This is a genomic window from Pseudomonas plecoglossicida NBRC 103162 = DSM 15088 (assembly GCF_000730665.1).
GTDB lineage: Bacteria > Pseudomonadota > Gammaproteobacteria > Pseudomonadales > Pseudomonadaceae > Aquipseudomonas > Aquipseudomonas plecoglossicida.
On record NZ_BBIV01000004.1, the window covers coordinates 230,633 to 243,387 of the forward strand.

Below are 12,755 nucleotides of genomic sequence, written 5' to 3' on the forward strand. Positions count from 1 at the left end.
CCTTGGGTGCGGGTTCGGGAAAGCGGGCCGCTGCGCAGCCCCAGGATCAGGCCAGGTTCTGCTCGGTCGACCAGTTGGTGTACCAGCTGCGGAACAGCGCGTACTGCTGTTCGGCATAGTTGCGCTGGGCGTCGGTGAGCAAGTCGGTCTCGTTGAAGTGCAGGCTGTACTCGGCGTCGCCGTTGAGCACCATCAGGTGCTTGTAGTACAGCACCAGGTCGCAGCCCTCATCGAACGACGACAGCACGGCCAGCGCCGACTCCAGCTCACGGGCCTGGCGGCGGGCGCGGGCATCGCCCTTGGCCGCCTGCTTGCTCAGGCTCACCAGTTGCAGCACCTCGCGCGGCAGGGCGTTGCCGATGCCGGTGATGGCGCCGGTGGCGTTGCAGTTGACGAAACCATGCACCACCTGGGTGTCGACGCCGACCATCAATGTCACGTCGTCGTCCTGGGAGGTGATGTGCTCGGCGGCGTAGCGCAGGTCGGCGCCGCCACCGAACTCCTTGAAGCCGATCAGGTTCGGGTATTCGCGGCGCAGTTCGAAGAACAGGTCGGCGCGGGTGGCGAAGCCGTAGTAAGGGCTGTTGTAGATCACCGCCGGCAGCTTCGGCGCGGCGGCGAGGATGGCCGAGAAGTGGTGCTTCTGGGCGATCAGCGAGGCACCGCGGGACAGCACGCGAGGGATCACCATCAGGCCGGCGGCGCCGACCTTGGCGGCGTGGGCGGCATGGGCCACGGCTTCGCGGGTGTTCACCGCGCCGGTACCGACGATGGTCGGAATGCCGGCGGCCACCAGGCGCGCCACGCCTTCCTGGCGTTCGGCCTCGGTCAGCAGCGGCCAGTCGCCCATCGAGCCGCAGTACACCACGGCGCTCATGCCGGCCTCGATCAGTTCACGGCCCTTGCGCACCAGGGCGTCGAAGTCCGGCTTGCGCTCGGCAGTGCACGGGGTCATCAGGGCGGGCATGCAGCCGGTGAAGATGTTGTCGCTCATGGGTGTCACTCCTTGCAATGTTCAGCGGGTTGCGAAGAAAAAGGCCTGGGTAGTCAGATGCCCCAGGCAAACGGATCCTGTTCGTCGATCAGCAGGGTGCTGTCGGCGGTCATGTAGGCGCGGCCGGTGATGAAGGGGCGGATGCGCTCGCCTTCTCGCAGGTAGCGGCCCTGGAACTGGCTGCCGGTGATGCTGGCCTGGACCCAGGTCTGGCCTTCGGCGAGCTTGCCGTCGGCGGCAAGGCAGGCGAGCTTGGCGCTGGTGCCGGTGCCGCAGGGCGAGCGGTCGTAGGCCTTGCCGGGGCACATGACGAAGTTGCGGCTGTCGGCCTCGGCGTCATCGGCGAACAGCTCGACATGGTCGATAAGCGCGCCGTGCTCGCCGGTGATGCCCTGGGCTTGGAGGGCCTTGAGCATGGCCCAGGTGTACTCGGTGAGGGCTTCGCGGTTGTCCAGCTCGATGCGCTGGCCATGCTCGGACACCAGGAAGAACCAGTTGCCGCCCCAGGCGATGTCGCCGTGCACCACGCCATGGCCTGGCACCTCGACCGGCACCTGCTGGCGGTAACGGTAGGCCGGCACGTTGCCGACGGTGACCGCGCCGTCTTCATGCAGGGTGGCAGTGACCTGGCCGACCGGAGTATCGATCTTGTGTTCGCCCGGCCCGATCAGGCCCAGGTGCTGCAGCGAGGCGACCAGGCCGATGGTGCCGTGGCCGCACATGTTCAGGTAGCCGCTGTTGTTGAAGAAGATCACCCCACAGGTGGCGTCGGGCGACACCGGTGGGCAGTACAGCGCGCCGACCAGTACATCGTTGCCGCGCGGCTCCAGCAGGCAGGCGCGGCGCCAGTGGTCGTGCAGCTCGCGCAGTTCGTCGCGTTGCTCGGCCATGTTGCGGCCTTCAAGGGCGGGGAAGCCCTTCATCACCAGGCGGGTCGGTTCGCCGCCGGTGTGGGAGTCGATGACGTGAACGTGTTTCATGGGCATCTCCGAATCTTTGTTGTTCTTGCTGGCCTCATCGCCGGCTTGCCGGCGATAGGGCCAGCAGCCTTCATGAAGCCAGTGCAGCCGGGCGCTTGGCTGAGTGCACCTCGTGGCTCGCTTCGCTCTCATCCTCGCCCTCCAGCTGCACCAGGTGAGCGGGCACGCCGGTGGCTGCGCCCCAGTAGTAGATGCCCAGCGCACAGGCGGCCACGGCAAGGGTGTCGAACGGGTGAGCAAGGACCCCCAGGCCGCCGAAGCTGCCCAGCCAGGACAACAGGATGGTCACCGCGTAGAAACCGATCAGCCAGGCCGACGAGCGCACTTGCTGGGCCAGCGGCAGGTGCTGGGTGGGCACGAAACGGCCGCACAGCAGGTACAGCACGAACATCACGATCTGCAGGGCCAGCAGCCACGACACGGTGTTCCAGCCGGACCAGTAGACGATCAGCGCGGCGATGATGAACGACAGCGGGCCCAGCACGCCCATGCCCATGACCCGGAACGGGCGCGGCATGTCAGGTGCATTGCGGCGCAGGGCGGCAACGGTGACCGGGGCCACGGCGTAGCTCAGTACCAGGGCAGCCGAGACCACGTTGATCAACGCTTCCCAGGACGGAAACGGCAGGGTCCAGAACACCGACAGGCCGAAGGTCAGCCACAGGGCCGGGCGCGGGATGCCGGATTGCTCGTCGATGCGGGTGAAGTACTTGAAGAAGGTGCCGGTCTGCGCCCAGCCGTAGATCACGCGCGGGGTGGCGTTCATGTAGATGTTGCCGCAGCCGCTGGGCGAGATCACCGCATCGGCCACCACCAGGTAGGCCAGCCAGCCCACGCCCAGGGCCAGGGCGATGTCACGGTAAGGCAGGGCCAGTTCCTTGGCCACGCCGGCCCAGCCATTGACCAGCATTTCGGTCGGCACGCTGCCGAGGAAGGCCAGTTGCAACAGGGCATAGATGGCGGTGGAGAGCAGGACCGAAAGGATCAGCGCAATGGGAATGGTGCGCTGCGGGTTCTTCACTTCGCTGGCCACCGAGATGATCGGGGTCAGGCCCAGGTAGGCGAAGATGATGCCACCGGCCGACACGGCCATTTCCACGCCGGACAGGCCGAACGGGGCGAAGCCGTGGACCTCGAAGTTCTCCGGCTTGAAGAAGGTGAACAGCACGCCGATCACCAGCAGCGGCACGATGAACTTGAACACGCTGACCAGGTTGTTGGCCTTGGCGAAGGTCTTGACGCTGCGGTAGTTGAGGAAGAAGAACAGCCCCAGCAGGGCGAACTGCACCAGCCAGCCGAGCACGGTCGGGTCGCTGGAACCGGCCTTGGTCAGGCTGGGAAACCAGGCCGCGGCGTACTGGCGGGAAGCGACCACTTCGATGGCGATCAGGCTGGAAAAGGCGATCAGCGTGATGAAGCCCATCAGGTAGCCCAGCAGCGGGCCGTGCGAGTACACCGGGTAGCGCACCACGCCACCGGCGCGCGGCAGTGCAGCGCCAAGCTCGCAGTAGACGATGCCCAGCAGCAACACGGCAAAACCACCGAGGAACCAGGAGAGGATACCGGCCGGGCCGGCGATGGCCGACACGTGGCTGGCGGCGAACAGCCAGCCGGAGCCGAAGATGGCACCGAGGCCAATGAAGGTGAGGTCGAGCAATGACAGCTGTTTCTTGAATTTGCCTGACATGGGTGCGCCTTTTTGTAGGTTTTGGATAGGCAGGTCTGATGTCACGTGATACGGCTTGCGTGGGGCATAGAGTGGACCGATCGGAGTGAGGGTTCTTGATGGTTTTCGGCAGGCTGGATGACGAAATCGGCATAGTTGCCGAAAAGGCTGGCGATCTGGTGGGGCTGGTGGATAGGCTGTAGGCCTTGTAGGGAAAGGGCTTGAGAGTTTTGCTGATTGCACCGCCGCCATTGCCGGCAAAGACACTGGAGAACCAAGCGATGACAACCGAGCCTCTGGCGACCCTGTACCAGAACCTCGCCCAGCACCGCCCCGCCACGCTGGAAGCCCTGCTCGCCGGCGTGGCCCTGCTGCTGCCGATCCTCGACGCCATCCCCAACGCCGCGATCTTCATCAAGGACCCCGACGCCCGCTACGTACTGGCCAATACCACCCTGGTCCAACGTTGCGGCCTCAAGCGCCTGCAGCCGCTGCTGGGCAAGACCAGCGCCGAAGTCTTCCCGGCGCAACTGGGCCCTGGCTACACCGAGCAGGACCGCCGGGTGCTGCAACAGGGCCTGGTATTGCAAGACCAGCTTGAACTGCACCTGTACGGCAGCCGCGAACCGGGCTGGTGCCTGACCCACAAGCGCCCGCTGTGCGATCCCGCGGGCACGATCATCGGCCTGGTCGGCATTTCAGTGGACCTGCAGTCAGCCGCCGATACCCATCCCGCCTACCAGCGGCTGGCCGCCGTGGACGAGCACATTCGCCAGCATTTCCAGCAGCCGATCAGCCTGGGCGAACTGACCCGTATCGCCGGGATTTCCGTGGCGCAGCTGGAGCGCTACTGCAAGCGGGTGTTCCACCTCACGCCGCGGCAGATGATCCACAAGGCGCGCTTGGACCACGCCCATCGCTTGCTGCATACGGACCTGCCGATCACCGAGGTTGCGCTGCAATGCGGCTACACCGACCACAGTGCGTTCAGCCGGCAGTTCAAGCAACTGACCGGCTTCACCCCGCGTCAATATCGCCAGGCGACGGCCCTTCAGCTGGGTTGAAACAGCGCACGCGCCTCGTTGAAGCACTGCTCGGCAAGCGCCGAGCGCGGTTCGCTGCGGCGTAGCAGCAGGCCGACCGGGCTATGGATGCTGGCGTCGGCGATGGGGATGATGCGCAGGTGCTCGCTGAGGTCTTCCAGGCCGAAGTTCAGTGGCATCACCGCGCAACACACGCCGGCAGTGATGGCCTGGATCAGTTGGAAGCTGGAGTCGCTTTCCAGTACCGCCATGGGCTCGAGGCCACGGCTGCGCAAGCTCAGGTCCAGCGACTGGCGGTAGTGCATGCCCTTGCTGAGCAGGCCCAGCGGCAGGTCGGCCAGCTCGCTCCATTGCAGTTGCTGGGTGGCGAACTGGAAGTGCCGGGTATCGTGCAGCAGGCCCATGGTGGTGGTGGCCAGTTCGATCACTTCGAAGAAGCTGGCGTTGACCTGGTCGAGGTAGCAGATACCGAGGTCGAGCTGGTTGCGGCTCAGGCCGTCCATGATCTGTTCGGTGCTGTGCGAGCTGAGCTGGAAGTGCAGCTCGGGGTACTTCTCGCGCAGCGGCATCAACAGGTTCATGGTGTTGAAGCTGGCCAGCGGCACGCTGCCCAGGCGCAGGCTGCCGACCACCTGGCCACGGCAACTGGCAGCCTCGGCCTGCAGGCCGTCATGGGCGGCGAGCAAGGTGCGGGCCCAGGCCAGGATACGTTCGCCGGCTTCGGTGAAACCCTCGAAGCGCTGGCCGCGCTTGACCAGCATCAGGTCCAGCTCGTCCTCCAGGTTGCGCAGGCGCATGGACAGGGTCGGCTGGGTGATATGGCACAGCGCCGCGGCCTGGCCGAAGTGGCGGGTCTGGTCGAGGGCGATAAGGAACTTGAGCTGCTTGATGTCCATGGGTGTGCCTGGGTTGTCTTGCGCAGACCTTAATCGACTCTGCGATAGATGTCATTGATCGGCCGTTTCGCCATATCGATTGGACGCCTTGGCGGCGTGCCTCTAGCGTGGCGCCTACTGTCCATTCAAAGGAGCCCCGCCGTGCGCGTCAAACCCGACGCGGTCTTCGTACCGCTCAATATCGCCGTACTGACGGTCAGCGATACCCGTACCTTCGACAACGACACCTCCGGCGAGCTGCTGGCCAGCCGCTCGGTGCAGATCGGCCATCGCCTGGTGGCGCGCGTGCTGCTCAAGGACGACCTGTACAAGATACGCGCCCAGGTCGCCAACTGGATTGCCGATGACGATGTGCAGGTGGTGCTGATCACCGGCGGCACCGGCTTCACCGGGCGTGACAGCACCCCGGAAGCGGTGCGGTGCCTGTTCGACCGGCACATCGACGGTTTCGGCGAGTTGTTCCGCGCGCTGTCGATCCTCGATGTCGGTTCCTCGACCGTGCAGAGCCGGGCACTGGCGGGCATGGCCAATGGCACCCTGGTGTGCTGCCTGCCGGGGTCGACCGGGGCTTGCCGCACGGCCTGGGAGGGGATTCTGGCCGAGCAGCTGGATGCGCGGCACATGCCCTGCAATTTCGTGAAGCACCTGAAGCCTGTCCAGGCTTGCGAGAGTCGCGGTTGACTGCGCTGGCCCGATCGCCGGCAAGCCGGCTCCCACAGGTACAGGCGCAACGGAACCCTTGTGGGAGCCGGCTTGCCGGCGACAGGGCCCTCAACTCAACACATAATCCACCGGCAGCAACGCCGGTGGCAGCGGCTCCACCCCCAATGCCCCCAACACATCCCGCTCGACCGTGCGCACCATGGCGTCCATCGGCAAGTCGTTCTCGTCCCGCCCGAACGGGTCCTCCAGTTCGTTGCCAATCGCATCCAGGCCGAAAAACGTATAGCCGACGATGGTGGTGAACAACGGCGCCAGCCATCCCAAGGGTTCGGCCAGGGCGAACGGCAAAAGCAGACAGAAGATGTAGATGGTGCGATGCAGCAGCAGCGTATAGGGGAACGGCAGCGGCGTGCCCTTGATTCGCTCGCACGTGGCCTGCACCTCGGTCAGGCCGGCCAGGCGCTGCTCCAGCAAGGTGTAACGCCATTCGCTGATGGCTTGCTGCTCGGCCAGGCGTGAACACTGCTCGCCCATCACCCGCAGGATGCCGTCGCAGACGTTGTGCACGGCCACCGGCGCGTTGTCGCCCAGCCAAGGCCGCGCGGCACGTACTTCATCCTCGTTGCGCAAGCGCGCGCTCAGCGCATGGGCGAAGCCGCACAGGCTGCGCAACAGCTCGGCGCGCAGCGGGGCGTCGGCGATCACCGTGCTTTCACGCACGAACGAACGCGTCTCGATGATCAACTTGCCCCAGGCCTTGCGCCCCTCCCACCAGCGGTCGTAGCAGGCGTTGTTGCGAAAGCTCATGAAGATCGACAGCGACAGGCCGAGCAATGTGAACGGCGTGGCGCTGACCGGGTAGAAGAATGCCGGGAAGTGACGCTCGACCAGCACGATCAGCGCGGCCAGCAAGGTGACCATCAGGCAGCGCAGGGCGATGCGCTTGACGATCGAACCCTTGAGGGTGAACAGCACACGCAGGACATCCGGGTGGGGGTGGACGATCATGGAAATCCAAAGGCAGCGGGTCAGCCGCCGGTCATGTTCATGAAGCGCAGGATCTGCACATCGCCGCCCACTTCGAAATGGTGGCGGTAAGGCTTCAGGTGCAGCGAGTCGCGGATGGCCTTTTCCAGCCGCTCGGCGTTGCCCGGGTGGGCTCGCAGCACGTGCTTGAGGTCCACCGAGTGTTCGTTGCCCAGGCACAGCAACAGGCGACCCTCGACGGTCAGGCGCACGCGGTTGCAGGTGGCGCAGAAGTTGTGGCTGTGCGGCGAGATGAAGCCGACACGGGTGTTCGCCGCTTCAGCCAGCCGCCAGTAGCGCGCAGGGCCCTGGGATGATTCGGTCGACTCGATCAGGGTGAAGTGCTCGGCCAGGCGATCGCGCACTTCATCGCTGGAGCAGAACGACTCGCCGCGCTCATGTTCGCTGATCACGCCGAGCGGCATTTCCTCGATGAAGGTGATGTCCAGTTCGCGGTCGATGGCGAAGCGCACCAGGTCGACCAGTTCGTGGTCGTTGCGCCCCTTGAGCACCACGCAGTTGAGCTTGGTGCGCTGGAAACCTGCGCGGCGCGCGGCATCGATGCCGGCGATCACCTGATGCAGGTCGCCAGTGCGGGTCAGCTGCTTGAAACGGTCGACATCGAGGCTGTCGAGACTGATGTTCACGCGCGTGACCCCGGCATCGAACAGCGGCTGAGCCAGGCGCCCGAGTTGCGAGCCATTGCTGGTCAGGCACAGTTCACGCAGGCCGGGCAGGGCGGCGATGCGCCCGCACAGGTCGACGATGCCCTGGCGTACCAGCGGCTCGCCACCGGTGAGGCGGATCTTGCGGGTGCCCAGGGCGACGAAGCGCTCGGCCACCTGGAACAGTTCTTCGAGGCTCAGGATCTGCTGGCGCGGCAGGAACTGCATGTCCTCGGCCATGCAGTAGACGCAGCGGAAGTCGCAGCGATCCGTGACCGACATGCGCAGGTAGTCGATCTTGCGGTTGAAGCCGTCGATCAGGGGGCGGCTGGTCGGTTCCACGTGGGCGCTCGGAAGGTAAGAGGTACAGGATCCAAGCTATAACCTGCCGGGCCCCCCGTCAAATTGCTTTGCCCGACCGTTCGATCAATGTCCTCTATCACGGCATCGGGCCGGGTAGCTCGAGGCGTTGATCGCGCTGTGCGCAGACCGATGAGTGGGGTTCCGATCCATGATCGAAACGACCTATCACTCCGTAAGACATTTCGATTGGACGGCCCTGCTGCGCCCTCCATAGGCTGGAAAAAAGCAGCGGACAACGCCAGCGCCGCAATCTTTCCATGCCCGCCGAGGATTCACCCCATGAGCCAGGACCAACACATCAGGGACTACAAAGGCCCCGCCGCCGGCTGGGGCGCGCTCAAGAGCGTGACCAAGAGCTGGCTGGGCAGCGACAACGCCTTCAAGAACCTGCGGGCCATGCTCAAGACCAACCAGAACGGTGGCTTCGACTGCCCGGGCTGTGCCTGGGGCGAGTCGCCGGAAGGCGACATGGTCAAGTTCTGCGAGAACGGCGCCAAGGCCGTCAACTGGGAGGCTACCGGTCGCTCGGTGGACCCCGCATTCTTTGCCAGGTACAGCGTCAGCGCCCTGGCCGAGCAGACCGACTACTGGCTCGAATACCAGGGCCGCCTGACCCACCCGATGCGCTACGACGCCGCGACCGACCATTACGTCGAAACCACCTGGCAGGAGGCGTTCGCCCTGGTCGCCCGGCACCTGCGCTCGCTCGACTCGCCCGACCAGGCCGAGTTCTACACCTCTGGCAGGGCCAGCAACGAGGCGGCATTCCTTTACCAGCTGTTCGTGCGCGCCTATGGCACCAACAACTTCCCCGACTGCTCGAACATGTGCCATGAAGCCAGCGGCGTGGGCATGTCGGAGACCCTCGGGGTGGGCAAGGGCACCGTGGTGTTCCATGACCTGGAGCTGGCCGACGCGATCTTCGTCATCGGCCAGAACCCCGGCACCAACCACCCGCGCATGCTCGAACCGCTGCGTGAAGCGGTCAAGCGCGGGGCCCAGGTGGTGTGCTTCAACCCGCTCAAGGAGCGTGGCCTGGAGCGCTTCCAGCACCCGCAGCACCCGTTCGAGATGCTCAGCAACGGCTCCGAACCGACCACCAGCGCCTATTTCCGCCCGGCCCTGGGCGGCGACATGGCGGCCATGCGTGGCATCGCCAAGTACTTGCTGCAATGGGAGCGCGAAGCCCAGGCCAAGGGTGAGCCGGCGGTGTTCGACCATGCCTTCATCGCCGAACACACCAGTGGCGTGGACGCTTACCTGGACGCGGTGGATGCCACTTCGTGGGAGCACATCGTCGAGCAGTCGGGCCTGACCCTGGCCGAGATCGAGCTGGCGGCGCGCATGTACCGCAAGGCCGAGCGGGTGATCATGTGCTGGGCGATGGGCGTGACCCAGCACCGCCACTCGGTGCCGACCGTGCAGGAGATCGTCAACCTGCAGCTGCTGCGCGGCAACGTCGGCAAGCCGGGCGCAGGGCTGTCACCGGTGCGCGGCCACAGCAACGTGCAGGGCGACCGCACCATGGGCATCGACGAGAAGCCCAAGGCAGCGCTGCTCGATGCCCTGGAAAGACGCTTCCAGTTCCGCGTGCCGCGTGCCCATGGGCACAACGCGGTGCTGGCGATCCAGGCCATGGAAGCGGGGCAGGCCAAGGTGTTCATCGGCCTGGGTGGCAACTTTGCCCAGGCCACCCCGGATACCCCGCGCACCCACGCGGCCATGCGCAATTGCGCGCTGACCGTGCAGATCTCTACCAAGCTCAACCGTTCGCATCTGGTTACCGGTCGCGATGCGCTGATCCTGCCCTGCCTGGGCCGCACCGAGATCGACCTGCAGGAGGAGGGCGCGCAGGGCGTCACCGTGGAAGACACCTTCAGCATGGTGCATATCTCCCACGGCCAGCTTCGCCCACGTTCACCGCACATGCGATCAGAGCCATGGATCATCGCCGGCATGGCCAAGGCCACCTTGGGCAATGCGCCGATCGACTGGGAATATGCCGTCGCCGACTACAGCCGTATCCGCGCGATGATCGCCGATGTCATCCCGGGTTTCGCCGATTTCAACGAACGCCTGCAGCATCCGGGAGGTTTCCACCTGGGCAACAGCGCGGCCGAGCGCAACTGGCGTACCGCCACTGGCAAGGCGCGTTTCAGCCCCAGCGCCTTGCCCGAGCAACTGGTCAATGCCAAGGTGCTGGCGCGGGGCGACAAGCCGGACCTGATCCTGCAGACGATGCGTTCGCACGATCAGTACAACACCACGCTGTATGGGCTGGATGATCGTTATCGTGGGGTGTTCGGGCTACGTGAATTGGTGTTCGTCAGCGAGGCGGATATCCGGCGCCTGGGCTTCGAGCCGGGTGAGCAGGTGGACATGGTGTCGCTGTGGGAGGATGGCGTGGAGCGACGGGTGTCGGGGTTCCGCCTGGTGCCTTATGACATCCCGGATGGCCAGGCGGCGGCCTACTACCCGGAAACCAACCCGCTGGTGCCGTTGGAAAGCTATGGCGAGGGGACCTACACGCCGACGTCCAAGTTCGTGGCCATTCGCTTGGAGAAGGCCAAGGCCGGGAACCGCATCGAGGCGGTGCAGGCGGCTGATTGATCGATTGCCTGTTCTGGCCCTGTCGCCGGCGATAGGGCCTGTACGGCCACCCCGATCAGGAACGATGCACCGGATACGCCGTGGTGTACTTCATCTGCTCCATGGCAAAGCTGGAGGTAATGTTCGAAAGCCCGTCGGTGCTGGTGATCAGCTTCTTGTAGAAGCGGTCATACGCGGCAATGTCCCCCACCACCACCCGCAGCATGTAGTCCCAGTCGCCGGACATGCGATACACCTCCATTACCTCCTCGAACCCCGTCACCGTCGTGGCGAACTGCTCCAGCCAGGCACTGTCGTGGCGCTGGGTCTTGAGCTGGACGAACACCGTCAGCCCCAGCCCCAGCCGCTCGGGGTCGAGCAGAGCGACGCGGCCGATGATGTAGCCGTCTTCCTCCAGGCGCTTGACCCGTTTCCAGCACGGCGTGGTCGACAGGTTGACGGCTTCGGCCAGGTCCTTGAGCGAGATCGAGGCATCGCGCTGGAGCAGGGTAAGGATGTGCTGGTCGAAGCTGTCCATATCGTTCGGCAACCGGTAAGAAAAATATTCCCCAGCCTACCGCAGCGCTAGAAAAATTTCCTGCCGGGCCGGGCGTTGTCGCCGCCCGTGGTTGTGCGATAGTTGCAGCCTTACCACTCCTGCCAATGGGCCTGACCATGTCCGACAAGCCGCGCAATTTCGCTACCCTCGCCATTCACGCCGGCGAGCAGTCCAGCGTCGCCGACAATGCAATCTTCCCGCCGATCTATACCGCCAGTTCCTACATCAAGCGCAGCCTGGACGACAATCCCGAGTACGCCTACAGCCGCGTCGGCAACCCCACCCGGCATGCCTACGAAAGTTGCGTGGCAGCGCTCGAGGAAGGGGTTGGCGCGGTGGCCTGCGCCTCCGGGGTGAACGCCACGGCCACCGTGCTCGAGCTGCTGCCCAAGGATGCCCACGTGGTGGTCATGAACGGCGTGTACGGCGGCACCTTCCGCATCCTCGAAGACTACCGTGGCCGCACCTCGGGCCTGACCACCAGCTACGTCGACCTCAACGACCTGGATGCCGTCGCCGCCGCGATCAGGCCCGAGACCCAGCTGATCTGGATCGAGTCGCCGACCAACCCGTTGCTGCACCTGGTCGATATCAAGGCCGTGTGCGACCTGGCGCGTGCGCGTGGCATCCTCACCTGCATCGACAACACCTTCTGCTCGCCTTGGAACCAGCGCCCGATCACCCTCGGCGTGGACCTGGTGATGCACTCGGCCAGCAAGTACATCGGCGGCCACTCCGACCTGACCGGCGGTGTGGTGGTGGCGGCCAACGACGCGCTGCTGGCGCGCCTGCGCAAGATCAGCATGGCGGTCGGCGCCATCCAGGGGCCGTTCGACTGCTACCTGGCGCTGCGCGGCCTGAAGACCCTCGATGTGCGCATGGAGCGCCAGTGCGCCAATGCGCTGCAGGTGGCGCGCTTCCTCGAAGGCCACCCGCAGGTGGAACAGGTCTATTACCCGGGGCTGGAAAGCCACCCGCAGCACGCGCTGTGCAAGCGCCAGATGCGCGCAGGCGGGGCGGTGGTGGCGATGAAGGTCAAGGGGGCTGACCGGGCAGCGCTCAACCGCTTGGTGGAGGCCTTGCAGATCTTTGTCCTGGCCGACTCGTTGGGTGGGGTGGAGAGCATGATCAACCACTCCTGGAGCATGTCGCACAACTCCCTGAGCCCGGAACAGAAAGGGCTGATGGGGATCGGCGAGAACCTGCTGCGGCTGTCGGTGGGGATCGAGGACTACCGGGATCTGATCGAGGATCTGGATGGGGCGTTGAAGGCTGCGGCTGGGGTGTGAAGCTGCTGGCCCTGTCGCCGGC

The 12,755-nt window shown here is 65.2% G+C and carries 11 protein-coding genes; 4 read left to right on the forward strand and 7 right to left on the reverse strand.

The features are described from left to right. Positions 1-46: 46 nt before the first annotated feature. The 3 genes from PPL01S_RS02915 to PPL01S_RS02925 form a co-directional block, all read right to left on the reverse strand. Positions 47-994: a dihydrodipicolinate synthase family protein gene (locus PPL01S_RS02915; RefSeq protein ID WP_016391647.1), complete on the reverse strand. Its 948-nt coding sequence runs from the start codon at positions 992-994 to the stop codon at positions 47-49. 53 nt (positions 995-1,047) lie between these two features. Then, positions 1,048-1,974: a 4-hydroxyproline epimerase gene (locus PPL01S_RS02920; protein ID WP_028625266.1), complete on the reverse strand. Its 927-nt coding sequence runs from the start codon at positions 1,972-1,974 to the stop codon at positions 1,048-1,050. A 70-nt stretch (positions 1,975-2,044) separates the two neighbouring features. Continuing rightward, the gene (locus PPL01S_RS02925) at positions 2,045-3,661 is read right to left on the reverse strand and encodes an APC family permease (RefSeq protein WP_028625267.1); all 1,617 of its coding nucleotides are present in this window, start codon (positions 3,659-3,661) and stop codon (positions 2,045-2,047) included. A gap of 260 nt (positions 3,662-3,921) precedes the next feature. Here PPL01S_RS02925 and PPL01S_RS02930 point away from each other — a divergent pair, with 260 nt between their 5' ends. Further along, on the forward strand, positions 3,922-4,704 hold the full coding sequence (locus PPL01S_RS02930) for an AraC family transcriptional regulator (RefSeq protein WP_016391644.1): 783 nt from the start codon (positions 3,922-3,924) through the stop codon (positions 4,702-4,704). Here the strand turns inward: PPL01S_RS02930 and PPL01S_RS02935 are convergent. Further along, the gene (locus PPL01S_RS02935) at positions 4,692-5,579 is read right to left on the reverse strand and encodes a LysR family transcriptional regulator (RefSeq protein WP_028625268.1); all 888 of its coding nucleotides are present in this window, start codon (positions 5,577-5,579) and stop codon (positions 4,692-4,694) included. The genes PPL01S_RS02930 and PPL01S_RS02935 overlap by 13 nt on opposite strands. Positions 5,580-5,720: 141 nt before the next feature. On the opposite strand from PPL01S_RS02935, the gene moaB reads away from it, so the two are divergent. Beyond that, a complete protein-coding gene (moaB, locus tag PPL01S_RS02940; protein ID WP_016391642.1) occupies positions 5,721-6,260 on the forward strand; it encodes a molybdenum cofactor biosynthesis protein B in 540 nt (179 codons plus the stop codon). Between the two features lie 90 nt (positions 6,261-6,350). On the opposite strand, the gene PPL01S_RS02945 is transcribed toward moaB, so the two are convergent. Together PPL01S_RS02945 and moaA are read right to left on the reverse strand one after the other, a co-directional pair. Continuing rightward, positions 6,351-7,250 carry a bestrophin family protein gene (locus tag PPL01S_RS02945; protein WP_016391918.1) on the reverse strand — a complete coding sequence of 300 codons (900 nt, stop codon included), beginning with the start codon at positions 7,248-7,250 and terminating at the stop codon, positions 6,351-6,353. A 20-nt stretch (positions 7,251-7,270) separates the two neighbouring features. Then, entirely contained in the window at positions 7,271-8,275 is a 1,005-nt protein-coding gene (moaA, locus tag PPL01S_RS02950) for a GTP 3',8-cyclase MoaA (RefSeq protein WP_016391917.1), read from the reverse strand. A gap of 300 nt (positions 8,276-8,575) precedes the next feature. Here moaA and PPL01S_RS02955 point away from each other — a divergent pair, with 300 nt between their 5' ends. Beyond that, positions 8,576-10,906: an FdhF/YdeP family oxidoreductase gene (locus PPL01S_RS02955; protein WP_028625269.1), complete on the forward strand. Its 2,331-nt coding sequence runs from the start codon at positions 8,576-8,578 to the stop codon at positions 10,904-10,906. Between the two features lie 55 nt (positions 10,907-10,961). On the opposite strand, the gene PPL01S_RS02960 is transcribed toward PPL01S_RS02955, so the two are convergent. Next, positions 10,962-11,423 carry an Lrp/AsnC family transcriptional regulator gene (locus PPL01S_RS02960; RefSeq protein ID WP_016391915.1) on the reverse strand — a complete coding sequence of 154 codons (462 nt, stop codon included), beginning with the start codon at positions 11,421-11,423 and terminating at the stop codon, positions 10,962-10,964. Positions 11,424-11,548: 125 nt separating this feature from the next. On the opposite strand from PPL01S_RS02960, the gene PPL01S_RS02965 reads away from it, so the two are divergent. After that, positions 11,549-12,733: a trans-sulfuration enzyme family protein gene (locus PPL01S_RS02965; protein WP_016391914.1), complete on the forward strand. Its 1,185-nt coding sequence runs from the start codon at positions 11,549-11,551 to the stop codon at positions 12,731-12,733. Positions 12,734-12,755: the final 22 nt, after the last annotated feature.